Raw genomic sequence first — 25,081 nt, 5'->3', positions numbered from 1 at the left:
CAACCGGGATAAGGAAAACAGCGCTTGGAACGGAAGGGGTTTCCGGCGCGATGGAGAGGATCGTCGGTCAGGCGATGATGGCATCTGCTACCAAAAGCATCGGCGGGATGTTCCTTGCTATCGATCCATCCCAGGAGGCGACGGAGTACAATCTCTTCCTGAAAAAGATGGTGGAGGGGGAGATCTTCTCCGGCACGGACGGCGGCGAAATTATCATCGGCGTTAAGATTGCCGAAAAGCTTGGCCTCAGGATGGGGAAGAAGATCATATATACGATTACCGATGTTAATGGCGAGATAGTCAGTGAGATTGCGCGCGTTTCCGGGATGTTCAAGACCGGCGTTGAAGAGGTCGATGGCGCGATGGTTGTGCTCCCGATCGACCGTGTCAGGAAAACGCTTGGATATGGATCGGACGAAGCGACCATGGTATCGGTGCTTATCAGCGACCAGAGGAGGGCGGACAGGGTGACTGAACGGCTCCAGAAGGCTCTGGGGGGAGATGTCGCCGTGTTGCCTTTCACCGAAACGCAGGAAGAGATTGTAAGCCTGGTAGCGATCGACAAGAGCTTTAACTACCTGTTCCAGGTTTTTCTCGGCATGCTGGTGGCGGCTGGCATTCTAAACACAATACTTATGGCCGTACTGGAGAGGACACGCGAGTTCGGGATAATGATGGCGATAGGGATGTCCCCCGGGAAGCTGTTCAAGCTTGTGCTTGCCGAATCGTTCTGGATCGGGGTTGTAGGCCTAATCATGGGGGTCATTGTGAGCGCGCCCTTCTATTATTATTTCAATACTACCGGCCTGGATCTCACCACGATGATGCCGGAAGGGTATTCAGCCGGAGGCGGGGTTCCTATGTATACTGTTATGAAGATTAGATTGTTCCCGGAAAGCGTAATAGCGATATTTGTGGTGGTTTTCCTGTTAACAATACTCGCGGGACTTTATCCAGCCTACAAGGCGGGGAGAGTCCCCCCCGTTGAGAGTATCAGGGTTATATAAGTGTGGAAGGCGGTGGAATGATGGAAGACGGTTTGATAGTAAAACTCGACAGCGTGAGGAAGATCTACAACCAGGGGCAGCTGGAAGTGACCGCGGTCAACTCCCTTTCGTTCGTGATGAAAAAAGGGGAGTTTACAGCCGTCTGCGGGCCGTCCGGCTCCGGCAAGACCACCGTTCTGAATATGATAGGGGGCCTTGACGTCCCGACATCCGGGAGAATATTTCTTGAAGGGCGCGAAATAGAGAAGCTGAGCCGCACGGAGCTGTCGGCAATGCGGAGGGACAGGATCGGTTTCGTATTTCAGGCCTATAACCTGATGCCGGTGCTAACAGCATATGAGAATGCCGAATTCGTACTGAACCTTCAGGGTAGGCCCGAGGAGGAGAAGAGGGAAAAGGTTCGGAAAGTTCTGGAGGAGGTGGGGCTTGCCGGCCTTGAGGAGAGGATGCCGAACGAGCTTTCAGGGGGGCAACAGCAAAGGGTGGCGATTGCGCGGGCGATAGTCACCGAACCGGCGATCGTTCTTGCCGATGAGCCGACCGCCAATGTCGATTCCGCCACGGCCGATTCGCTTCTAGACACAATGGAGAAGCTGAATAAAGAGGATGGCGTCACCTTCCTCTTCTCGACCCACGATCAACGGGTAATGAAGCGGGCCAGAAGAATAATTCGCCTCAGGGATGGAAAACTGGAATCGGATGAGCATAAATGATCCGCAGGTTCGCACGAACATTTGTTCTGTTTCTGATGGCCTCTGCTTTTCTCGTCGGCGATGTAACCGCTTTCTACGAGGATGAGAGCGGCGACAATTACGCCGGACTCTTTCTGAGCCTGGGCGGCCTCTACCTGAAAAATCCCCAAGATTCACTTCTATATAAAGGAAGCGAGGATAGATCGATTGTCGGCGTTGGTCGGCTGATAATCGGATCACGAACGGAAGGGGGGACAGAGATAGACGCTAATGTAGTATTGGGATTTTCATGGGATTCATTCGACAGGGAGAGCGGTGATAACGTCAAGGTGGGGTTGGATAGAAACCCTTTGCTGGAAAAAATATTAAGCAGAGAAAAAGATTTCATCTCCAAAGGGGGGGTAGACCATCTAAGCATAAGGAAGAGTTTCGGGATCGCGGATGTGAAGATCGGGAGACAGCCGATAAATTTCGCGACGACCTTCTATTTCACGCCAAACGATTTTTTCGCCCCCTTCTCGGCGGAGGAATTTTTCAGGACTTATAAGCCGGGGGTAGATTCAGCGAGGGTTGATCTGAGGCTCGGCAGTTTTACCCAGCTGACAGTCGCGGGGGTGCTCGGATACGGTTCCGATGTATCCGGGGACTACAACGATTATCCCGATGGAGAGCGTTCCTCCCTTGTAGCGCGGTTTGCCACGGTATTTGGGAACTTTGAGTGGGTGATCCTGGGGGGGGATGTTACAAGGACCAGGGTGATAGGGGGTTCTTTGCAGGGGGAGCTTTTCGGCTGGCTAGGCATAAGGACAGAGGGGCACTACTCAATGCCGGAAGAGGATGGCGTCGATCCGTTCAGCGAAATAAGCTTCGGTGTGGAACGGAGGTTCGAAAACTCGCTTGATCTGAGAGCGGAGTATTTTTATCACGAGTCTGGGTATTCATCCTCCAAGGAATACGGGAGTCTGAGGCCGGAGAGCAGAGCACCCGGAATATATCTTGGGCAACGGTATTTAGCCGCGGGAGCAGGGTACCAGTTCTCGCCCCTTTTAACCGGTCAGTTCCTTTATATGACAAATCTGGCAGATACATCGTCCCTCCTCTCTTCGTATTTCCTCTATTCAGTTTCAGATGAAGGGGAGCTTTCTCTTGGAATCAGCTTCCCGCAAGGGGAAAAGCCGTCGGGGTTTGCCATGGAGAGTGAATACGGCGCATATCCAGCCTCCGTCAATCTGGAATTAAGGCTTTATATCTAGATACCACAATATTTCTCTTTTACCTTTGCTTTAGAGGTATCCGGCTATCTATGCTGTCAGCCCCTTCTGTTGCGGTGGGTTTTGCCTTTGGGCTATCCGGGGAAGATGTATTTTGCAGGAAAAAAAATCGGTTTGAATATTTCGTTCAATCGCTTGTTGCCAGTAATTATTGCTGGCTGGTAGCAAGTAAATTCAGAAAAGAACTGCCTGTCATCAATAGGAATGGAAGCTGGAACGGCGATAAAAAAGATGGTAATGCAATAAGAAACAGTTAGTTATCTGTGCTTATGTTGCATTGTGAGGGAATCGGCCTATATAGCCGTTCAATAACTCCCGGCACAAATGGATATGCAATTTTTCTCAAAATCAGCTTTTGCGACCAATCAAAAAAAAAAGAATTTTATGTTACGATTAAGAAAAAAATATGTTTTAATAATCCGTACTAGCTTGACCGGAAAGCTGTGATTTGTAACAGGGGGATGGTTAAGCTGGATTTTTTTTGGTTAATTTATTTTTTAATTTAGGGGAGGATACTGTATGAAGAGGTTCGGTTACTTGATCACCTTCTTATCAGCCTTCGCGTTGATTTTCAGCGCATCGCAGGCAACTGCGGCGCCGAAGATGACCGAAAAGGAGATGAAGGAAGGAGCAAAAATCTATTTTGAGGAGTGCGCAGGGTGCCACGGTGTTCTACGAAAGGGAGCAACCGGCCCAGCCCTTGAGCCGAAAAAGACACTTGAGATGGGAACTGATGTTCTCGCAGTATTCATCCAGAGCGGTACAGCCGGCGGTATGGTACCGTTCGGAGACCTCGGTATTCTGAATGAACAGCAGATTAACCTGATGGCCCGCTACATTCAGCAGGAGCCAACAGCTCCGCCTGAGATCTCGCTTGCCGATATGAAGGCAACATGGAAAGTGACCGTTCCTGTGGACAAGAGGCCGACAAAGCCAGCGCACAACAAGAACTGGCAGAATTTCTTCGGTGTTGTTCTTCGCGATGCCGGTCAGGTAGCCATATTTGATGGTGATACCAAGGAGAAACTTGCTACCCTGAACACAGGCTTCGCCGTTCACATTCTTCGCGTGTCTGCTTCGGGCCGCTATCTTTACTCCATCGGCCGCGACGGTAAGGCGACCATGATGGATATGTGGATGAAGACTCCAGCTCTCGTTGCAGAGATCAAAACCTGCTCGGAAGCAAGGTCTATCGATACATCCAAGTACAAAGGCTTTGAGGACAAATACGCCGTTGTCGGCTGTTACTGGCCTCCTCACCTTGCAATTCTTGATGGCGCGACCCTTGAGCCGCTCAAGGTTGTAAGCACAAGGAGCTATACATTCGACACCAACGAGTACCATCCTGAGCCGCGCGTTGCCGCTATCGTTTCTTCGCACTACTCGCCTGAGTGGGTAATAAACGTTAAAGAGGCTGGCTACATCTGGCTTGTTGATTACTCTGACCTCGCAAACCTCAATGTCAAGATGATTGAGGCTGAAAGGTTCCTTCACGATGGTGGTTGGGACGCAACACACCGCTACTTCATGTCTGCTGCAAACGCACGCGACACCATGGTAGTTATCGATACCAAGACCAGGACGAAAGTTGCCAAGTTTAAAACAGGCGCTAAACCGCATCCTGGCCGCGGTGCGAACTGGACCGATCCAAAGTATGGTCCGGTTACCGGAACGGTTCACATCGGTGAAGCTGTAATGACTGTTTGGGGTTCTGATCCTGCGAAGCACAAAGACAACGCATGGAAAGTTCTCTACAAAGTCGACTTTGAAAAGGCCGCAGGCGTTGAGGGTGGCGGACAGCTCTTCCTCAAAACACATCCCAAGAGCAAAAACGTTTGGGTAGACTTCCCTCTGAACACGGGTGAGGATACAAGGGTAAGCCTTGGCGTTATGGATATCAATGATATTCAGAAGGTTGAGATGATCAAGCTTGCTGACAGAGGCCGCGTTGTTCACATGGAATACAACAAGGACGGCGACGAGCTTTGGGTGTCTGTCTGGGATCAAAAGGGCGAGATCGTCATCCTCGACGACAAAACCCGCAAAGTTAAGAAGAGGATTACAGACCTCAGGACTCCGACAGGAAAGTTCAACATTTATAACACCATGCACGACATATACTAGAAGTTGATCTTTTAGCAAATACGCCGGACGGACTTTTAAAGTCCGTCCGGCTTTTTTTTTGTAAATTCAGCCTGTAACAAGGGTTTCCAAAACATTTCTTTAATTCACGACCAGTACTGGACCGTAAGGAAAAATCTTTTTCCATATCCAAGCTTAATAAGCGGTATTCGGGGATATTGAAACTATGGGAAAAGCAATTCATTTATCAATCTAAAAGTAAAAACCTGAATTTAAAACATGAAATAGTGTGTAATTATGAGGTTTTTTCTTATATCATGTCTCCAGAGTAAAGGAGATTCGGTAATTTATATGGAAAAAACAGAGGCAAAAGGGAGGGAAAATCCCACACTTGCCAGATATTTTCGAGACGGCTATGTGCTTGTAATCGATGATATGTTGAATATGAGAAGGACTATCAAGAACCTTCTCAGGCATCTCGGGATCAATAATGTACTGGATATCGGTGACGGGCATATTGCGATGAAAATGCTCAGGGAAGGGCCAGCGGCAGGACTCCCTAAATACGCGGTCTCACAGAGCAAAAATTCAGCTTTGGACACGCTGCTGGAAAACGAGACCATAAAACTCTTTACCGGCCCCAAAGCCGTAAACGAGTGTCTTTTCATTCTGCTTGATTGGAACATGCCTTTGATGTCCGGCATCGAAGTAGCCAGAGAGATAAAGAATGACGAAGCGCTCAAGGATATTCCTATCCTCATGATAACGGCAGAGATTGAACAGAATCAGGTAGCAAAGGCAGGAGAGATAGGGGTTGACGGTTATCTGGTCAAGCCTTTTGACGGCATAAAAATGAGCGAATCGATGCTAAACATCATCAAGGCAAAGGAAAATCCACCTGAGTTCGTCAGACTGATAAAGCAGGGGGAAAAACTCCTTGATGCCGGTGATCATGTCAACGCGCTGATCGCTTTCGAAAAATCCAGAAAGCTGAATGACAGCGCCCGCGTGCAGGTCTGTATCGGCAAGGCTCACGAAAAGGGTGGGGATTCCGACAAAGCCGTGGAATATTACGTTGCCGCGACGCAAAAGAACCCGAAATACCTGACGGCCTATATCCTGGTTGTCAATCTATACATGAAGAACAAGAAGGGGAATCTTGCGTTACAGCACCTGGAAAAACTATGCAACATCAGCCCAAACGATCCTGAGCGGCAGGTTCTGCTTGGCAGGCTTCAATTGGAAGCTGGCAACGCACCAGGCGCGGATAAGGCGTTCAAGAACGCGATGAAGTATGACAAGAGAACCGTTAGCGACATCGGCGAGGCATATTTCAAGGGGGGGATGATGAAGCAGGCCGAAGAGTATTTCCGCGAGGCCTTGAAGATTGGCGCTAACGATGTTCATGTATATAACAGGCTTGGAATTATTCTCAGGGGGCAGGGGAAGTGGCGCGAGGCAATAGAGGATTATAAAAAAGCGATTGCCCTGGAGCCTGATGATGAGGCGATACTCTACAACATGGGAAAAGCCTATCTAGAGGGGGGAAACAGGATGGACGCCGTCGACTGTTTTGAAAAAGCCCTGATAATCAACCCGGATCTAAAGCCGGCAAGGGACGAATTGGGAAAATTGAACCTCCACTGGTAAAATAGGGTGGATGGAAAAACAGCAGGATAATATTCAGCATCTCCCCTTGAAACAGAGGGTAACAATCGAATTCAAGAAAAAGCTCAGGGGTCTTGTAAAGAGAAACCCGCATATTTATCTTAACATTCCCGATACCTCCATTTCCGAAAGCGCAATGGAGATGCTTGGGAAGGTCGGTTTCGTTTGCCACACCGCGACAAAGGCTGAAAATGCCGACCTTGCCAAATCCATCGGAACCTGGCTGAAGAAGGGCAATCTTGTGTTGCTCAGATACCGGGCAAAATCGTCCGGCACGAATATCGTCGGCCTTTTGAGGGCGTTGAAGGAATATACCACGCAGTCTACCATTTCCGGTCTGATACCTATATTCATTGGAGCGATAGACAATGAAAAGGAGATGGAGATTTTCAGGGTACTCGGGCAGTTCGGCATACGGTACGCCTGTTTCCTCTCTCCCAAGACACTGCCTGAAAACAATGCGGAAGAGATATTGAACCAGCTTGTTGAATACAGCGAACTTCTCGAGAAAGGTTTCCGAACTGATGAGAAAACCCCTGCGGATATCAGTCTGGATGAATACGGCAAAACTGAGCGGTACAAGGAGTTGCTGGCACGCGGGAAGGAACGGATGCGGGCAGGAAAATTTACCGAGGCTATCGAACTTTTCACCCAAGCCATTGAGCTTGGCCCAAACACCGAAATTCTAATGGCGAGAGGGGACGCATTTTTCAGGAACAAGAAATACCCTTCGGCGATAAACGATTACAGGGAAGCAAACAAACTGGCGCAACTGGCGCCTGATCCGCACGCGATGATAGGATCTTGCTGTTTTGCCGTTATGAAGGAAGCGATAGCTGATAAAGATACCGAGAAGGCAAAAAAATATTTCGAAACCGGGATGAAGTATTTGAATGAAGCGATCAGGTTAAACGAGAGTATGCAGGAGGAATTTGGCAAACAGCCTGAAAAACTGCCAAAGACTCCTTACGCGAGCATAGTCTCTGCGCTTGCTGAGGCTGATTTCCGAGGACTGGGAATGGAATATGCCGAGACTAAGATAAATGCGATGGTCTCGCGCATTTTTGAAGAGACAAAATCTGTAAACTATCTTAACGCCGAGACAGACCTGTTCCTGAGGATTGACAAGGGGGTGCTGTTGGCCAGAGCGAAATTCTATGATGAGGCGGAGGAAATATTTCGAAGCATCATCAAGGAGGACTCATCTCATGCAGGTCCCGTTTACAACAATTTTGCGGTAGAGCTTAGAAAGAACGGCGAAAGTGGAAGGGCATTTGAGATCTATCTGGATGTGCTCAAATATGACGTTCCAGACAGGGCGATAATAGTCGAAAATATGCGAACCGCGGGGATGATGTTTGCCAACGAGTTCAGGCAAAACATGAAACTTGATGAGGCGATAGCGGTATACAAGAAGATACTTCAGCAGAATCCTAAAAAAAGGGAATTTATACTCTGCGAGATGGCGGTAACCTATCTTGAAATGCAGGATCAGGCAGCTGCTTCAAGCAGGTTGATGGAAGCTATCTATATAAATCCGAAACTGACGGAATCTGCCGAATTTCAAAAGTATGGTGATTTAGCGAATATTGCCATGGAGATGATCAAGAAAATCCAGGAATCGTTCTTGGGAGTTAAAACACGCTGATTTTGTTCAGTCACAGCAATTTTAATCTATCATTCTGATATTCTCCCTGATATTCAGCATGGATATCTTAAAACTCCGGAATTCACCGGATATCCTTCTTTGCCCTCTATCATTGCCTTAAAAGGAATTGCGGCAGGTCATGGTGAAAGCCGCGGTTTTTAGGATTACTGAATTTTAAGATTCTGCCCAAGGGAGGGCTATCTGACCCTTTGGAGATTAAAAAAGCTAAAAAACCTGATAAAAGTCATAGAAGAAAATGTGAAAAGAGGGCTGGTGAAGGGGGGGGTATGGATAACGTCAAGAAATACAGATATATAGATAAATCAAAATAGGACAAAAGAGGTAAACATGGTCTTGACATAGTGATCCCGAATCACATAGACTGACTTTAATTCTAAAGGGCAAAAGGGGTCAAAAAAGTCATGTTTAGATTGTCCAGAAAAGGTGAATACGCACTCAGGACGATTTTTCACCTATCAGTTCGTAATGGCATGTGTACGACTGAAGAGATTGCCAAAATGCAGGAAATACCCCAGCCGTTTTTAAAAAAGATTATCCAGTACCTGAGGGTCTCAGGATTCATCTCTTCGTCAAAAGGAAAAAAGGGGGGTGTGACCTTGAGCATGCCGCCGGAGTCAATATCTCCATGGCAGGTTATCGCAAAAATCGAGGGGCCGCTTTTTCTTAATGACTGCCTGATTTGCGACGGGAAATGCCCAAGGGACGAGATTTGCTCGCTACATGAAATGTGGGAGCAATGCCAGAGCGCAATAAGGGAAATACTTGAGAAACAGAATTTCCGGGATCTTGTTAATAGACATATGGAGCTGGTCAGGAAAAAGCATGGTGAAGTTATCCCTGAAATATCTCCGTTGTCAGTTTTGGAGGCTATGCATGGGAAAAGCTGAAAATAAATATAGTAAATAAATTAATTTATTTTATTTTTATAAGGGGGTAATTGTATGCAGGCTCATGAACATCATTGGGAAACGAGTTGGGCACCAATTGTCATTGCAGTTGGACTTCTTTTCACCGTTCCTTTGGCATTCGCAAGTTATTTCCAGTATGAGAGTATTGGAATGGCTACCGCGTGCCTCGGAATCGGTGTACCGGTTCTTCTTGCCGGTATTTCAGGATGGATAAATGAAGGGATAGGAGCGAATGAATGGCAGTTCGGCTATTCAAAGGTCGGCTTGCCGATCTTCATCACGTCGGAAGTGCTCATCTTCCTCGGGCTGTTTTCAAGCTACTGGGGATTAAGGCTTCTTTCGGATACATGGCCTCCGGCTGGTACTCCGCATATCAATCTGGTCATTCCGGTTTTGATGACTATCGTTCTGGTATCTTCCAGCGTGACCATTCATTTTGCCGAAGAGAAGCTCGATGCGGGCGATGCTGGCGGATTCAGATCATGGCTGATGACCACTATCGGTCTTGGCATAATCTTTTTAGGCTTTACAGCCTATGAGTACAATCATCTTCTTCACCAAGGGTTTGGCACTTCGACCAATATCTACAGTTCGGCATTTTACTCGATAACCGGATTCCACGCGGCTCACGTCCTTGTCGGCGTATGCGTGTTCATTGCCGTGCTTATACCGGCGCTTGGCGGAAGAGTGAATGATACATTCGTAAAGTGCGCAAGCGTGTATTGGCACTTTGTCGATATTATCTGGTTCTTTGTCGTAACGCAGGTATATTTCTGGTAGTCAGGATTTCAGGGGTGGTTGAGTGTTGTTAAATATGTCCAGAATAGGGGTTCTGACAGCCGTGGCAATTCTTGTTGCGTCTACGATAGTGTCGGCAAGGTATAACCGGAGTCCCGAATCTGAAATTGATCCGAATGTATTTTTAATCGACCAGGAAGAATACCTTGGTAAAAAGATAAATGGTGATTTGAAACTTCTGGACATGACCGGGAGAGAGTTCACTCTCGGCGAGAATCTGAGCAAGCCCATGATCCTGGTACTTTCTTATTACAAGTGTGATGGAGCCTGCTCGGTAACCAATATCGAGCTCCTGAATCTTCTGGAAAGCATCGAACGGTTCAATATCGGCAATGACTACCATGTTATTACTGTATCTTTTGACAGTCATGATAATTCTGAAACCATGGAGATGTTCACCAGGGAGCTGGGAATGCCTGCTGATTTCAAGAAAGGCTGGACAATAGCAAGGATAAAGGATGCCGATGAGATAAAACCGTTTACTTCATCTCTCGGGTTCAACTTTTTCTGGTCTCCACGGGACAGGACATTTTTCCATCCGAGTGTATTTATATTTGTGACTCCTGAAGGGAGGGTATCAAGATATTTATATTCTTCAACAGTCAGCAGCAAAGACGTGGAACTTGCGTTAATTGAAACAGCCAAGGAGCAGATCAAACCGACGGAGATAACAAGCCTCGTCCTGGGGTTTTGCTACAGCTACAACTACAAGGACGGAAAATATTCCTTAAATATTCCTCTTTTTGTGGCTGTCGGTTCTCTCGGTCTGGGGATATCCCTGTTTCTCGGCTCGGTATTTATCTTCAAGAAAAAAAGAAAATCAATGGAGGTATAGTTATGAGTTCAATTTCGTTAGTAAGGGGCATAGGGCTGGCAATGCTTTTTGCGTCGCCTGCTTCAGCTTCGGGGGGCGGCGGTGAGATACCCAATCCCGCTTCCGATTGGGATCACCTTTGGAACCATGTTCTCATGGATCTTTTTGTGTTGGGCGGAATTTTTGCCGCCGCCGCGATCTACATGGTTTTCAAATACCGCGCAAAGAGTCCCGAAGATGTCGGCACCCCCGTAAAACTTACAACAGCGCAAATGTGGGGCTGGGCGCTTATTCCGGCATTCATCTTCATGGCAGACGATTTCTATCTCGCCGCGAAAGGATGGACCGTCTGGAATACCTATAGAAGGGTTCCAGCAAACGCGCTTGAGGTGAAAGTCACCGGAAGCATGTGGTCATGGGAATTTGAATATGAGAACGGAGCGACCTCAGATGTTCTGACGGTCCCGGTAGGAAGACCGGTGGTACTTCGTATGATCAGTGATGATGTAGTCCACTCCTTTTTCCTACCCAAGTACAGGGTAAAGGAAGACTTGATGCCGGGGAGGGTTACATATCTCTGGTTTAATCCGACTGAAATCGCAAAGACATATGCCACATGCACTGAGTTCTGCGGCGCTCAACATGCGGAGATGAACGCCGAAGTAAACGTCGTTTCGGAAAATGAATTCAACGCATGGCTGGACAATATGGCGGAAACCGGAACCGCCAAGGCCGCTCCAGGGATATTGCCGGTTTCGGCAAATATGCCTGACAGGACATAAACAGGTATAAAAAATTAAAGGAGAGGAAACCTATGAAAGAGTGGATTTTTACTACCGACCATAAAAGGGTCGGTATCTTATATCTCATAGGATCGATTGCCGCCTTTGCCGTTGCGGGGATAATGGCGCTGTTGATCCGGGCTGAGCAGTATAGCCCCGGAGCCGATCTCATTTCGGATCCGACTCAGTACAACGTCTGGCTCTATTTTCACGGCGCAGCGATGATACTCGGATTTCTGATACCGGGATTGACGGGGTTTGCCGCGAACTATTTCATTCCGCTGATGATCGGCGCGAAGGATGTCGCCTTTCCGAGAGTGAACGCTCTAAGCGTCTGGCTGTACTGGATGGGGATTGTCGTGGCCCTTCTTACTTTCGTCATACCCGATCCGCCGGATGTGATGTGGACCGGATATCCCCCGTACTCGGTGCAGACCGCGGGCAATACTTCGTTTTACGTTTTCACTGTGCATCTGATAGGTTTTTCTTCCATTCTCGGCGCGGTGAATTTCCTTACAACGATCATTTACCTTAGGGCACCCGGCATGGGATGGAACCAGTTGAACGTTTTTGTCTGGTCGATATTTACCGGTTTGATAATTCAGCTTATCTTCGTTCCGGTACTGGCCGCGGCTGTTACGCTAATTCTATTCGACAAATATCTGGGGACAAATTTCTTCAGCCCGGATAACGGCGGGGACGTGCTTCTATACCAGAATCTGTTCTGGTTTTACTCGCATCCCGCTGTATATGTAATATTCCTTCCGGCTATGGGGCTTCTCTTTGAGATCATTGCTACCATGTCGAAGAACAGGATATTCAACTACAAGGCGCTTGTTTACGGAGGTATGTGGGGGATCGTCCTTATCAGCGGCGAGGTATGGGTGCACCATCTCTACACATCCGGTATGCCGGACTGGATAAGGATAGGGCAGATGGTTACTACCCTTCTTATTTCGGTTCCAGTCGGACTTACCGTCATCTCCCTGTGGGGAACCCTGTATAAGGGCGCGATAACATTCAATACCGCCATGTACTATGGAGTAGCATGTCTCTTTCTTCTCCTCCTTGGAGGATTGACCGGGATTCCGCTTGCCATGACGGTCATTGACCTTCATGTCGGCGAGACGTCATTCGTTCATGCTCATTTCCATTTCATAATGGGGATTTTTGCCACCTTCTGCGTTTTCGGATCGATTTACTTCTGGTTCCCGAAAATGACAGGGAGGCTGGCGAGCGAGACCATGGGGAAACTAGGCTTTTGGCTTAACTTCATAGGTGTAAACGTAACCTTCTGGCCGCTCTTCATTGTCGGAGTAATGGGTATGCCAAGACGCTACTATGATTATCCGATGATGCCGGAGGCGGAAAGTTACCATCACATAGCCACATACGGGGCGGTCATGGTAGCACTCGGTATGGCGATTACTATTATCAACTGGATACACGGCGCAATAGCGGGCGAGAAATCGCCGGCAAATCCGTGGAACTCAAAGTCGCTTGAATGGACTCATACGCCGAACCCTCCGGGACCGGGCAACTTTGCCACCATCCCGCAGATTGCGGCGGACTGGACCCCGTACAACTACACCAAGTAGACAGCGGATGTTTCGCGAACGGGGGGCCACATGTTGGCTCCCCGTTTTTTTTAGGTTTTAAAATAATAATGACAACATTAGATGTCGGCTTATTCCCCTTTTTCTTCGCTCCATGCACCGTCGAGAAACTGGTCGCGTCCTGAATTATATCGGTAGTATTTGTAGCGGACAGGATTTTTCTTGTAGTAATCCTGATGGTACTCTTCGGCGGGATAAAAAGGACCTGCAGGTACAATTTCCACAACGACCGGTCTGTCGAACTTACCGGAGGACTGGAGTTTCTTTTTCGATCCTTCGGCGATACGTTTCTGCTCATCGTCGTGGTAGAAGATAGCGGGACGGTATTGATCCCCCTTGTCGACGAACTGTCCATGCGCGTCGGTCGGATCGATATTGCGCCAGAACACATCAAGCAGTTCACCGTATGAGACCTTTTTCGGATTAAATACGATCTGTATCGATTCGGTGTGGCCGGTTCCACCTGAGGAGACCTCCTCGTATGAAGGATTCTCCTTCTTCCCCCCTGCATAGCCCGAAATAACGCATAAAACTCCGTCCAGCTTCTCAAACGGAGGTTCCATGCACCAGAAACAGCCCCCGGCGAATGTCGCTATTTCGGTCTCCCCTTTTGCGTCCCCTTTCACAGCGTAGCACCAGCTTGAAAAGGAGAGGATGTATATGAATGAAAGTAGAATAACGGCATCCCTTTTGGCTCCCGAAGACTTTTCATAAATTTTCAATCAGTCCTGCCGTTTATTGAAAAGTTTCTTGTACTCTCCGTACCCCTCTTTATCCAGGTCGTTGAGGTGAATAAAACGGAGCGATGCCGAATTTATGCAGTATCGAAGCCTCTCCGGGCCAGCGCCGTCATTGAAAACATGCCCCAGATGGCTGTCGCCCCCCTTGCTACGCACCTCGGTACGGGGTATCGAGTGGCTGTTGTCCTCCTTCTCCTTGATATTTTCCGGCTCAAGCGGTTTTGTGAAGCTCGGCCAGCCGGTGCCTGAATCATACTTGTCCAGCGAACTGAAAAGAGGCTCACCCGAAACACGGTCAACGTATATCCCTGGCTCCTTGTTATTCCAATAGTCGTTGCTGAATGGTTGTTCGGTGCCGTTTTCACAGATGACATGGTATTGAAGCGGCGTTAACATCTTTTTGAGTTCCTCTTCGGACGGTTTATTCAATCTGTAGGACTCGCTCATTGTTTGAAACAATCCTATAAGAATTATTGCGGGTAAAAAGGTTTTTGAATATCTCAAAATATGCATATTCCAGTTGTGTATATCGTAAGTACATTATACCGCAGAAATCTAATTGCTCGAAATTGGCCTCAGGTAATGGGGTATACTGCTATCTTGACAAACCATCTGAATAAAATAAAATTGAGTCAAACAGGCGGTCAAAATATCAGGTTGACATGGAGTAATCATATGAAATTTTCATTGTTCAGGCTCCTCTCTCTTTCAGCTCTTTTCCTTATCGGTTTTGGATGCGCAACTACGCCGAAAGCCGTAGTGGTTAATGTCGCGGTCACCCCGGATATACCTCTGCCGGAAGGTGTGAGCAAGGTATTCATTGGGGAGTTCAAGGGGGAAGAATCGTGCACCGGTCCGATAATGGAGAGGCTGGAAATGGAGATAGACAAGGCGGGGATCTTCGAGTTTGAGAGGGATGTTGAATTTATAGAAGAAGACGTCACCATAACGATAAAAGGTGAGGTCACGGAGTGCAGAATCAACGATGGCGGCGGTTCGCTTGGGATCTCTTTTGTGATGTATTACGGCGGAGAGATTTTCAAGAAAAAATCGGTTTCCAAAAATGCGAACAGGCCCGGAGCGCCCGCATCGGAGGTCAGGAGCATCCTAGTGGAAAAAGCTGTGAAGGAGTATGTCTCTCTCTTTGTACATACCACCCGCAGGGAGCTTCGGGAATTCAAAACATCGGGGACAAACAGCATCGGAGTAAATGCCGCGATGGAAGGGAACTGGGATCAGGCGATCGACATATGGACGGAGCAGATAAAAAAACTTCCGAACAATCATGAAAGCCTGTACAACCGAGGCGTCGCTTACGAGGCGAAAGGGGGCGTGACAAATCTGAAAAAAGCTTTGAAAGACTACGAAGCGGCGCTTGCGATAAGCAAGGATGAACTCTATATACTGGCGGAACGGCGGGCGCGGGAAGCGTTGAAATCGCTCCAGAGCAGTATAAAGGCGAAAGAAGAGTCGGGGCTTTAATGTGGTAGCCGCGCGTGACATGAAGTTCGGAAAGGGGTCCACAAAAATGGTCAATTATACGCATCAATCGTTGAACAGATTGAGAGGGGAGAAGCCTATACCGCTTCTGCTTCTCTCTCTTCTGCTATTCACTCTATTTCCTGCATCTTCAGAAGGGGTCAGGTGCGATTTTCTTCCCGAGGAGCCTCCGCCGAAATGGATAACCTCCGGCTGGACCATGCCCGGCCACTATGTCGGTGTTGGCGTTTCTGAAAGAAAGGATTCCGTGGAAGCACAGCTGGAAGCCTCGAAGCAGAGCGCCTTGAACGAGATATCAATGAAGATATCGGTATCCGTTTCTTCCACGATACGGGATACGCTGAAAAGCAGTTCCAGGGGTGGGAGCGATGACGTTGAGCAGGAGGTTGAGGCCGTTACGGAATCGAGTGTGAAACAGACGCTTAGGGACGTAGATTTCCCGAACAAATGGTTAAACAGGGACAATTGCCAGCTCTGGACCCTTGCCGTCATATCGGAGAAGACCGTAAAAGCGATTCAGGAGGAGATGAAGGAGAAGCTGGCGAAAAAATACACAAGTAAGATGATCATGTTTTTCCCATTAGGGGAGAACGCGGCGCTTCCTGAAATGAAGGGGCGCTTTAAAGGGAACCTTGAATCGATATTCAGGGAGTTGGGATTGGAAGTGAAAGCGCCGGAAGCGGAATTCCTCCCATGCGCAAAAGGGGAAAAGGCTGGAGTTTGCGAAAAACTGCCGAACACGATCTTTGCCGGATACGACGTGACGTTCAAGGAAGAGAAAAAATCGTCCGACGGAAAGAGCAGGGCGAGGTTTTTTGCATTCGATCTGAATCTATACCTGAAAAATCAAAACATCTCTTCATTCAGGAGCGAGACGTGCAAAGGGGTGGGAAGCGCCTTGAAAAGCGATGAAGAGATAGATCTCCTTTCAGCCGACTCCTGCGTGAAGAAGATCAGGAAAAAGCTTGTGAAGGATATGCAGGGCTCTGAAAAGTAGGAGCCGGTTTTTCGGGAAATTTCCCGGAACCGGAGTTGAGTATCAAAATATATAGGCGAAGAATAGGCATGTCCAACCGATCAAGATATCTGATATTTGTTCCGCTGGCCCTTATACTCTCCTCCTGTTCAACGGTTATTGAGGGTCTGAACGCCTACAATGAGCCTCCAAGCATGGAGATGGCTCTTGAAAGGGTGAACACAAGCGCCCGAGCGCTGGAGCTTGGCGATCTGATGTTGCACGGTATCCCGATCTCCGCCGCTTCTGAATGGCCCAGTCAGGTAGCTTCCCAGGTTCCATCCAGGGAGGTAGGGAAATTGATGGGGAGCGTCATGCTTGAAGGGATATATGCCTATGGATCGGGATTTAACCCGTCACCAATAAAGATCAGGGTTTTATATCAACAGGGACTCCTTTTTGAGGAGTTTCCGAATATGTACTACGAGCGCAAATATCTTGAGACAGATCCGAACCCGGAGAGCGTAAAGGCGTACGGGAAGGCGGTTCTGGGGGACAAATATAATGAAGCCTTTTACAGGTCGTTCCACTACTTCCTTAAATACTCGCCGGCTTTCAGGCCTAAAAAGGAACTGTTTCTCGGCACCTTCAACGGCAGAGCGCCTGAAGTTTACGCCAATGTGAGGGAGGCGGTACTCTCCCTTGCGGACAACAGGGAGGCTCTGGGGGAGATATTGAGGGAACTCGACAATATCCTGGATGAGAAAAAGCTACAGATCAGGAATATCGACGAGGCGACGAACGATATCCGGGAACTGAAAAATAAGGAAAAGAAAGCCTCCAGGGATGAAAAGAGCGCCATATCCGGGGAGATCGACAAGAAGAAGGATGAGATAAAGATACATAGCGTTGATCTAGCAGAGATAAACAAGAGATATAAGGAACAGCTCGGTATCTGGGCGACGGAGCTGGCAAAGATAAGAAAGCAGGTGACGGCTCTGGATGAGGAGCAGACAGCCTTGGCTGAGAACATTCAGCATGTTGTTGAGGCGATAAAGGAAATAAACATAGAGGCTACTACCCTGGTGGCGGTGGCAATTATCAAAATACCTACATCAATAATGAACATGCCAAACGAGTTGAGCCAGCTTGTTCGGTCGCCATTTGCGGATGTCAGGGTACAGCGGATAGTAAGCAACTCAGTGACGCTGTTCGATAACGCAATGATAATAAGAACGGAGCTGGGGGTGCTGACTTCCGAAGCTGATTCACTGGATGACCTTTTTGAAATGCGGATAAAGACGGAAATAGGAAAAAAAGGCTAAAATACTTATAAACAGGAGGTAAAAAAATGAAATTTTCAAAGGCGTTACTTGTTCTTCCGTTGCTGCTTCTCTATACCGGATGCGCGTCTGCCCCGCCGCCGAAAGAAGCGGTCTGTCCTGAATGGACAACAAAAGGGGATGCGGCATTCCCTGAAAGCACGGATCTTTTCTATGGAGTCGGTTCGGCGGATAATATCAGCAATATTTCGTTGCTTCGGAAAACATCCGATTCCAGGGCGATAAATGAAATAGCCCAGCAGCTCAACGTAAGCTCCAAATCCATGGTTGAAGATTATATGAACTCGGTATCGGCCGCGGGCGGAGAGGCAAGTGAACAGTCTGTTACTCAGGGCATCAAGACCGTGGTGGAGAAATCTCTGGTTGGGGTGAAGATTATCGACCGTTGCCATGACAAGGAAGCGGGAATCCACTATTCGCTTGCCAAGTTCAGCATGAGCAATATGGAGAAAATCATCAATGAGGACAGAAGCATAGATCCGAAACTAAAGGAATATGTAAAGGAAAACGCGAATAGATTTTTTGAAAAAATGGATAAATAACCTGGTCGCTATTTCAGTCCCGGAGGTTCGCCCCGGGGCTGAAAAACGATCTTTGGAGGCATTAAAATGTATCGCTTTGCAGTAGTTCTTCTATTGGCAAGTTTCGTTCTGGCATGTGCTTCGCCCCCTCCGAAAAAGGAGATAGATAAGGAGAGAATAAAGTCGAGGGCATCTGAGACGATGGAGAAAATTCAATAGAGCGTTTAATGCCCGGCCCCTGTTGAACGGAATGACCTTGCGGGGCCGGGGCATCAAAACGTGATGTATTTTTTCAAATTTCCCTCTTCAAGGATATCCATGTTCTGATGATTTTTACTTTAATGTAACATATCGTTAGCATTTCCCTGGTTCTGCCATGTTGTATTTTTGGAATGGTTGACATGCTCAATGCAGGTGGAAAGTCTGCTAGGCAAAATGTTTTTTTCTCTTAAATATTTCAAAAAAACGGCAGTTCATAAATCTGTTATTGTTTGAGCATCAGACATCTTCCAGTTCCGGCGAGTCCAAGTCAGGTAAACGCTGATTTACCTGTGAGAAAAAATAATAAAAAAAAGGCTTGTGTCAAAATTATTTTTTGGGTAGTCTTACGCACACTAAAGATTTAGCTAGGCTGAACACAGGGGGATGCAGCTGAATTTTTAACCGGTTCTATAACTTGTACAGTAAGGGGAAGTATGAGGAGTAGCTTAAAAGACATAGGCACCTTGATGCCCAAGTCGGCTATCGGTCGCAACTTGGCATTACTCATTCTGATCGTGGGCGGTGTCTTGACATACAAGGTAACCTACTTTTATCAGGGACCGATCATGGGATTGTCCACATATACTCCCAAACAGCCGATACCTTTTTCACATAAACAGCATGCAGGCGACCTGAAGATAAACTGCCAGTATTGCCACACCTATGCCAGGCGCTCGGAAATGGCTGGGGTACCCTCGATCTCAACCTGTAACAACTGTCATGCAAATCTTGCGGTTGAGTCGGACGCGATCACATTCCTGAAGAAAAATATTGAAGCGAAAACTCCGATCGAGTGGGAGCGGGTCTTCAAATTGCCCGACCATGTGTTTTTCAATCATAAGCGGCATATCAAAAAAGAGTTTGAATGTCAGAAATGCCATGGGCCTATTGAAACCATGGAAGTCGTTGGAAAAGTTAACGAATTTAAGATGGGTTTCTGCTTGGACTGCCACCAGCAGGAGCAGGCTCCGACAGATTGTTGGACATGCCATACCTAATTTGAGGTGAAGGGAAGAATATGGACAGGCGCAAATTTCTAAAAATCGGCGGTACGGTAGCCGCAACCGGTCTGGTCGGCTCGTGCGGGCAGATTGCGCAAAAAGTTATTCCGTTTGCAATTCCGCCCGATGAAGGAATTAATCCTGTTGAAGGGTGGTTCTATAACACCGCTTGCAGGATGTGTGATTCTGGTTGCGGGATCATGGTTCGCGTAGTTGAGGGGCGCGCCAAGAAGGTTGAGGGAAATCCTGATCATCCAATAAACAAGGGGGGCGTCTGCGCCCGAGGGCAAGCCGCTGTTCAACAGCTTTACCATCCAGAGAGGCTGATGACCCCGATGCGCCGCGAAGGGGCCAAGGGGACGGGCAACCTGGTGCCGATTACATGGGAAGAAGCCATTTCCATGATCTCTGAAAATATGAAAAACGCCAAGGAGGATAGCTCCTTCATTATAGCTGGCGACGGTTCCGATATGACGGCCGCCATTACCGCCAGAATCCTGAAAAACATGGGTTCGGACAATTTCGCGGTTTCGGGTTTTGATTCGAGGGAGAAGTTCATCGAAGCGACTTCGTCTACTGGAACACCGAAGGTTCCTTATTATGATATCGCCAACGCATCGGCAGTTCTTCTGCTTGGAGCGGATATCTTTGAAGGGGGCGCTTCGCCGGTGCATTATGGCTGGGCTTTCGGCCAGATGCGCAGGGGGAACAAGACAAAGAGGGGACAGCTTTTCTATGCGGGCCCCAGGCTTTCTATGACAGCCGCCTCTGCGGATCATTTTTTCGCTGTAAAACAGGGGACTTTGGGGCAGTTTGCGCTCGGAATAGCGAATGAAATTCTGCATATTGCAGAGGAGGAACATCTTTTAAAGAATCTCCCGGCCACCAAGGTCGAAGAGTGGCGCCATGCCATTGGAGGGTATACCCCTGAAGAGACCAGCATCAGGACCACTGTACCGGCTGACAAGGTAAAACACCTTGCAATGGAGCTTGTTGAGCATTTACCGGCTGTTGTTGTTCCGGGTGACGATGTCGCCCTGCATACCAATGGCCTTGAGTCGCTAAAAGCGGTTGAGTTCCTCAATTCCATACTCCGCGAGCTTGCCGCCGAGAAGGGCTTGTCTTCCGTACCGGTTCTGCCAAAGGAGAACAAGGAGCTTTATCGCGCGATGAACGAATTCATCGGCGTGCCTGAAAAAGCGAAAAAATACTCCGCACTCAAGGGGGTTATTGGAAAAGCAGCGACTGGGAGCCAAAGGTTTGGGTTGATTCTCCATTCAAACCCGGTATACGCGACCCCGAAGGCGCTGAAGGCGGCTGATGCACTTACGAAGGTGAAGTTTGTGGCGCAGGTGACCAATTTCCTTGACGATACATCGCTTTACGCGGATGTGGTATTGCCGGACCTTCATTTCCTTGAATCGTGGTCCGCGCAGGTCGTCGATTTCCCGCACGGAGTTCCGGTATTCAATACTATTCAGCCGGTGGTTAACGCCGCACCCGGTACCATGCAGGCTGGCGATGCGCTTTTAAAAGCGGCATCAATGGCTGGCCTTGGAGTCGGTATTGCAAATCAGGAAGTCATGGTAAAGAACATGTTGATCCAGTTCCGTTCTAAATGGAACGGAATACCTGCCGGTCTTAATGAGAAGCAGGCTTGGGAAGCACTTCTTCAAAAGGGCGGCTGGTGGGCTGATATCCATCACAAAGCCGAAAAGGCCATCTCCGAAGGTAGCGCGTGGGTTACGTCTGATCAGTTAAAGGTTGGCGATCCTGCGTTTGCCGGCGGGAACGATTTCACCTTCTACCTGCATCCGTACAGCACAGTGAACATGGGAGATGGAAACGTAAGCAACCTCAGCTGGTTGCAGGAGATGCCCGAGCCGATGACAACAGTCAGCTGGGGTTCATGGGTAGAGATCAATCCCAAAACCGCCAAGGGTATGGGGGTCGCCAACGGTGACATGCTGAAAGTGGAATCCCCTTTCGGATCCGTTGAAGCTCCGGCGCTTGTTTATCCGGGAATCGGGCCTGAAACAGTGGCAGTTCCTTTCGGTTATGGGCATGTCTCGTTCGGCAAGAATGCTACAGCAAGAGGGGCAAATGCCATGGATCTGCTGGGTGATTTCCCGAACGGGAACGGCGGACTGCCTGCATGGCGCGCCATCCGGGTGAAAGTCACAAAAACAGGGACCAAAAAGGATATTATTCGAGAGGCGAATCCCAAAGGGGAATACGAAGGAACAGAGATCTTCCAACTGTAATTTATGAGAGGGGAGTTGTAAGTGGTTAGCTGGTCTTTTAACACCAAGCACGATAACGATTACAAGTGGGCGCTGGTCATCGACCTCGACCGCTGTAACGGTTGCGGCGCTTGCACCGTAAGTTGCCAAGCCGAGAACAACGTTGCAGTTGTCGGTGAGGAGCTTGCCCTTCAAAAGCGCGTTATGTCATGGCTCAGGATTGAGCGATATTTTGAAGGTGAGTGGCCGAACATACGCACCGTATTTCTGCCGATGATGTGTCAGCAGTGTGAAAACGCTCCATGCGAGCCTGTGTGTCCGGTATTTGCGACATATCACAATCCCGAAGGGCTAAACGCGATGATATACAACAGGTGTATCGGGACCAGATTTTGCGGAAACAACTGCCCTTATTCGGTCAGGAAGTTCAACTGGTTTGATTACGGTTTCGAAAGCCCGCTCAACGAACAGTTAAATCCCGATGTCTCTGTAAGGGACGCCGGTGTTATGGAAAAATGCAGCTTCTGCATGCAGCGCATAAGGCGCGGTAAGGACAGGGCGAAGGATGAAGGTAGAAAGGTACAAGACGGCGATATCATGCCGGCTTGCGGACAGACCTGCCCGACAAATGCCATCACGTTCGGGAACATGCACGATCCCGAAAGCGAGGTAGCAAAACTTATAGAAACTAAAAGGCGCCACAGGCTGCTGGAAGAGCATGGCACACATCCATCCGTTTATTATCTAAAAGGAGGGGCCTGATGGGTTCCCATTCTGAAAAACACATATTAACGACCAAATTCCAGACCCTTCAAAATGAAGGTAAGGCGCATGGTATCAATGCGGGCAGCGACGTTGACCTGCATATGTCGGATGAGATACTGAATGAAAAATCGCTGCGCCCAATGTTCAGAACAACCAAAGCCTGGTTCGTATATACTCTTGCGCTTTCATCGCTTGTAGCGTGGGCAGTAGCGTGCTGGGGCTACCAGATATGGAACGGCATGGGGGTTACAAATCTGAAACACCCCGTATTCTGGGGTATGTACATCGCTACATTCGTTTTCTGGGTCGGCGTCAGCCACTCGGGCACGATGGTTTCAAGTATTCTAAGGCTGGTATCCGCAAACTGGAGAAGGCCGATACTGAGGGGCGCCGAGGCGATGACAACCTTTTCACTCCTCGTCGCCGGCATGTTCCCGCTTATTCACGTCGGTAGATTATGGCGCGTATACTACATGTTTCCGCTGCCGAACCAGAGGGAACTCTGGCCGAATCTGAGAAGCCCTCTTGCGTGGGACATGACCGCCATCACGGTTTACCTGACAGCTTCGTCGCTCTTCCTTTTTGTCGGCCTTTTGCCCGACATTGCGGTCGCGCGCGATCTCTGCCCGAAAGGTAACTGGAGAAGCCTGTATCTCAAGATCCTCGCCCTTGGCTGGAGAGGAACCCACAGGCAGTGGATGATATACGAGAAAGCTTCGATATACCTGGCCATATTCGTTCTTATGATAGCCCCTTCGGTTCACACGATCGTATCGTGGGACTTCGCAATGAGTATCACGCCTGTCTGGCATACGACGATATTCGGGCCATACTTTGTTGTTGGCGCCATCTATTCGGGTGTTGCCGGCGTTATTACGCTGATGATACTTCTCAGGTGGGTATTCAAGCTGGACGATGTTATAAAGCTGGTCCACTTGACCAACCTTTCAAAGATGCTTTTGTTGATGTCCATAATCTGGACATACTTCTACTTCACCGACTATCTTGTCACATGGTACGGGAACAATCCGGTGGAGATGAACGTATGGGAGTGGCAGACGGAACGATTCTCCCTGCAGCTGATCGTAATGCTTGGCTGTTCGGTAGCTACTATCGGCCTTCTCTCATGGGACTGGGTGCGGAAAAGTCCCGGCATGCTCCTATTCATAACGATTTGGGTAAACACGGCTATGTACCTTGAGCGATACCTGATAGTCGTGCCTGTATTGACTCACCGCGACAATCCTTACACATGGACAGACTACTGGCCGTCATTTATCGAGACTTCAATTGCGGTTGGCGCGGCCGCCTACTTCCTGATGCTATACGCGATATTTATTAAACTGATGCCGATAGTTACGATTGCGGATGTCAAGGAAGGCAAGATCATTACCGGTGATATTGCGATTGGTAATACAAACATACGCGCCTACGGCGATCCGGGGGAACATTGATGAATCCTACAGTTTTAGCTCTATTTGAAGATATCGAAATAACTGCGAAGGTGATGAAACCTCTTGATGAAGCAGCCATAAAGCACGAGGATATCTCTCTGCTTACGAATACTGTTTATCCGAACGGCGCCCTTTTCCATGAAGAGGAGAGACCCCTCTGGAAGTGGGCAGGGATTATGGGATTCGGCGGTCTTGGCGCCGGGCTTTTCCTTGCCGGATTCACACAGTGGCTAATGAACCTTAACGTCGGCGGGAAGGACCCGGTCTCTTTCCCCGTTGTCGGCGTCATCTGTTATGAAACCACACTGCTTGGAATAGTACTCGGCAGCGTAATCGGCATGCTCTGGTACGGCGGTATGCCGGACTGGACCGAGAAGGCGTATGACCCCGAGATATCCGACGGGAAGATAGGCGTTCTCGTAAGGTGCAAAGATGACGCGGAGGCGTCAAAGATAGAGGGGATCATGAAATCCACCGGGGCTGTAAAGATAATAAAAGGGAAGGGGGACTTTTGAGAAACCTTGCTCTTATCTTCGCGCTCGTTTTTATTGCCGGATGTGAAAACTATGATAGAAACCTGTGGGATCAGGTATCGATAAAACCTCAGGAAGGCCCAAAAAAGTTTGCACCTGTCAGGTCAATACCTGCCAAGGGGAGACGGATAAGCTACCTCGGCGTTGACGGGGTTACCATTGAAGCTCCATTCGCGCTTGACGCGAAAGCGGCTGAAAAGGGGAAGCCTCTGTATGCGATATATTGCGAAACTTGTCACGGCCCTACCGGCAAGGCAGATACCCCCGTTGCTCAGAAAATGGAAACAATGCCGTTTGATCTGACGGAAGAAGGGACAGCATCATTGACAGATGGCGAACTCTTCGTAAAAATACTCGCAAGCGAATCCATCATGCCGAGATACAGAAACGAGCTTTCCGACGAAGAGGCATGGCATGTAACCGCTTATTTAAGGAAATTACAGCAGTAGGCTGGAACA

At 48.5% G+C, this 25,081-nt stretch carries 25 protein-coding genes; 23 read left to right on the top strand and 2 right to left on the bottom strand.

Annotation, left to right across the window (positions count from 1 at the left end):
* From OEY64_10335 to OEY64_10280, 12 genes are all read left to right on the top strand, one after another.
* Positions 1–1,007, top strand: a 1,007-nt coding sequence (locus tag OEY64_10335; protein MDH5543347.1) for an FtsX-like permease family protein, incomplete at its 5' end; no start/stop codon positions are given.
* 17 nt (positions 1,008–1,024) lie between these two features.
* Positions 1,025–1,720, top strand: coding sequence for an ABC transporter ATP-binding protein (locus tag OEY64_10330; GenBank protein ID MDH5543346.1), 696 nt, complete (start codon positions 1,025–1,027; stop codon positions 1,718–1,720).
* Positions 1,717–2,952 (top strand): hypothetical protein, encoded by a 1,236-nt coding sequence (locus tag OEY64_10325; GenBank protein ID MDH5543345.1) that lies wholly within the window; start codon positions 1,717–1,719, stop codon positions 2,950–2,952. The genes OEY64_10330 and OEY64_10325 overlap by 4 nt, the downstream gene beginning before the upstream one ends.
* Positions 2,953–3,489: 537 nt before the next feature.
* Entirely contained in the window at positions 3,490–5,094 is a 1,605-nt protein-coding gene (locus tag OEY64_10320; protein ID MDH5543344.1) for a nitrite reductase, read from the top strand.
* Between the two features lie 309 nt (positions 5,095–5,403).
* Positions 5,404–6,702, top strand: a complete 1,299-nt coding sequence (locus tag OEY64_10315; GenBank protein MDH5543343.1) for a tetratricopeptide repeat protein — start codon at positions 5,404–5,406, stop codon at positions 6,700–6,702.
* A gap of 10 nt (positions 6,703–6,712) precedes the next feature.
* The gene (locus OEY64_10310) at positions 6,713–8,368 is read left to right on the top strand and encodes a tetratricopeptide repeat protein (GenBank protein MDH5543342.1); all 1,656 of its coding nucleotides are present in this window, start codon (positions 6,713–6,715) and stop codon (positions 8,366–8,368) included.
* Positions 8,369–8,577: 209 nt separating this feature from the next.
* Positions 8,578–8,700: a hypothetical protein gene (locus OEY64_10305; protein MDH5543341.1), complete on the top strand. Its 123-nt coding sequence runs from the start codon at positions 8,578–8,580 to the stop codon at positions 8,698–8,700.
* Between the two features lie 90 nt (positions 8,701–8,790).
* Positions 8,791–9,276 (top strand): Rrf2 family transcriptional regulator, encoded by a 486-nt coding sequence (locus tag OEY64_10300; GenBank protein ID MDH5543340.1) that lies wholly within the window; start codon positions 8,791–8,793, stop codon positions 9,274–9,276.
* Between the two features lie 171 nt (positions 9,277–9,447).
* Complete coding sequence (locus OEY64_10295) at positions 9,448–10,077, top strand: heme-copper oxidase subunit III (protein ID MDH5543339.1); 630 nt, start codon at positions 9,448–9,450, stop codon at positions 10,075–10,077.
* A 22-nt stretch (positions 10,078–10,099) separates the two neighbouring features.
* Positions 10,100–10,930, top strand: coding sequence for an SCO family protein (locus tag OEY64_10290; GenBank protein MDH5543338.1), 831 nt, complete (start codon positions 10,100–10,102; stop codon positions 10,928–10,930).
* A 2-nt stretch (positions 10,931–10,932) separates the two neighbouring features.
* On the top strand, positions 10,933–11,691 hold the full coding sequence (coxB, locus tag OEY64_10285) for a cytochrome c oxidase subunit II (protein ID MDH5543337.1): 759 nt from the start codon (positions 10,933–10,935) through the stop codon (positions 11,689–11,691).
* A 32-nt stretch (positions 11,692–11,723) separates the two neighbouring features.
* Positions 11,724–13,289, top strand: a complete 1,566-nt coding sequence (locus tag OEY64_10280; GenBank protein ID MDH5543336.1) for a cbb3-type cytochrome c oxidase subunit I — start codon at positions 11,724–11,726, stop codon at positions 13,287–13,289.
* An 89-nt stretch (positions 13,290–13,378) separates the two neighbouring features.
* Here the strand turns inward: OEY64_10280 and msrA are convergent, their stop codons facing one another.
* Both msrA and msrB read right to left on the bottom strand, forming a co-directional pair.
* On the bottom strand, positions 13,379–13,933 hold the full coding sequence (msrA, locus tag OEY64_10275) for a peptide-methionine (S)-S-oxide reductase MsrA (protein MDH5543335.1): 555 nt from the start codon (positions 13,931–13,933) through the stop codon (positions 13,379–13,381).
* Positions 13,934–14,029: 96 nt separating this feature from the next.
* Positions 14,030–14,494: a peptide-methionine (R)-S-oxide reductase MsrB gene (gene msrB / locus OEY64_10270; GenBank protein ID MDH5543334.1), complete on the bottom strand. Its 465-nt coding sequence runs from the start codon at positions 14,492–14,494 to the stop codon at positions 14,030–14,032.
* Between the two features lie 228 nt (positions 14,495–14,722).
* Between msrB and OEY64_10265 the strand changes: the two genes are divergently transcribed.
* The 11 genes from OEY64_10265 to OEY64_10215 all read left to right on the top strand — a co-directional run bounded on the left by OEY64_10265 (position 14,723) and on the right by OEY64_10215 (position 25,072).
* Positions 14,723–15,529, top strand: a complete 807-nt coding sequence (locus tag OEY64_10265; GenBank protein ID MDH5543333.1) for a tetratricopeptide repeat protein — start codon at positions 14,723–14,725, stop codon at positions 15,527–15,529.
* Between the two features lie 46 nt (positions 15,530–15,575).
* Positions 15,576–16,544, top strand: coding sequence for an LPP20 family lipoprotein (locus OEY64_10260; protein ID MDH5543332.1), 969 nt, complete (start codon positions 15,576–15,578; stop codon positions 16,542–16,544).
* Positions 16,545–16,612: 68 nt separating this feature from the next.
* Positions 16,613–17,827 (top strand): hypothetical protein, encoded by a 1,215-nt coding sequence (locus tag OEY64_10255; protein MDH5543331.1) that lies wholly within the window; start codon positions 16,613–16,615, stop codon positions 17,825–17,827.
* 26 nt (positions 17,828–17,853) lie between these two features.
* Positions 17,854–18,387 (top strand): LPP20 family lipoprotein, encoded by a 534-nt coding sequence (locus tag OEY64_10250; protein ID MDH5543330.1) that lies wholly within the window; start codon positions 17,854–17,856, stop codon positions 18,385–18,387.
* Positions 18,388–18,453: 66 nt separating this feature from the next.
* Entirely contained in the window at positions 18,454–18,585 is a 132-nt protein-coding gene (locus OEY64_10245) for a hypothetical protein (GenBank protein ID MDH5543329.1), read from the top strand.
* Between the two features lie 476 nt (positions 18,586–19,061).
* Positions 19,062–19,625, top strand: a complete 564-nt coding sequence (locus OEY64_10240) for a cytochrome c family protein (protein ID MDH5543328.1) — start codon at positions 19,062–19,064, stop codon at positions 19,623–19,625.
* Positions 19,626–19,645: 20 nt separating this feature from the next.
* Positions 19,646–21,892: a molybdopterin-dependent oxidoreductase gene (locus OEY64_10235; protein ID MDH5543327.1), complete on the top strand. Its 2,247-nt coding sequence runs from the start codon at positions 19,646–19,648 to the stop codon at positions 21,890–21,892.
* Positions 21,893–21,913: 21 nt separating this feature from the next.
* Positions 21,914–22,633: a 4Fe-4S dicluster domain-containing protein gene (locus OEY64_10230; protein MDH5543326.1), complete on the top strand. Its 720-nt coding sequence runs from the start codon at positions 21,914–21,916 to the stop codon at positions 22,631–22,633.
* Positions 22,633–24,090, top strand: a complete 1,458-nt coding sequence (gene nrfD, locus OEY64_10225) for a polysulfide reductase NrfD (GenBank protein MDH5543325.1) — start codon at positions 22,633–22,635, stop codon at positions 24,088–24,090. Before OEY64_10230 ends, nrfD begins: the two co-directional genes overlap by 1 nt.
* On the top strand, positions 24,090–24,605 hold the full coding sequence (locus OEY64_10220; protein MDH5543324.1) for a DUF3341 domain-containing protein: 516 nt from the start codon (positions 24,090–24,092) through the stop codon (positions 24,603–24,605). Before nrfD ends, OEY64_10220 begins: the two co-directional genes overlap by 1 nt.
* On the top strand, positions 24,602–25,072 hold the full coding sequence (locus OEY64_10215; GenBank protein ID MDH5543323.1) for a cytochrome c: 471 nt from the start codon (positions 24,602–24,604) through the stop codon (positions 25,070–25,072). Before OEY64_10220 ends, OEY64_10215 begins: the two co-directional genes overlap by 4 nt.
* Positions 25,073–25,081 lie beyond the last annotated feature (9 nt).

It is taken from the genome of Nitrospinota bacterium, from assembly GCA_029881495.1.
In the GTDB taxonomy this organism is placed as follows: Bacteria; Nitrospinota_A; UBA7883; order JACRGQ01; family JACRGQ01; genus JAOUMJ01.
The sequence above is the reverse complement of the archived record's forward strand: the minus strand, read 5'-3'. Positions and strand labels throughout refer to the sequence as shown.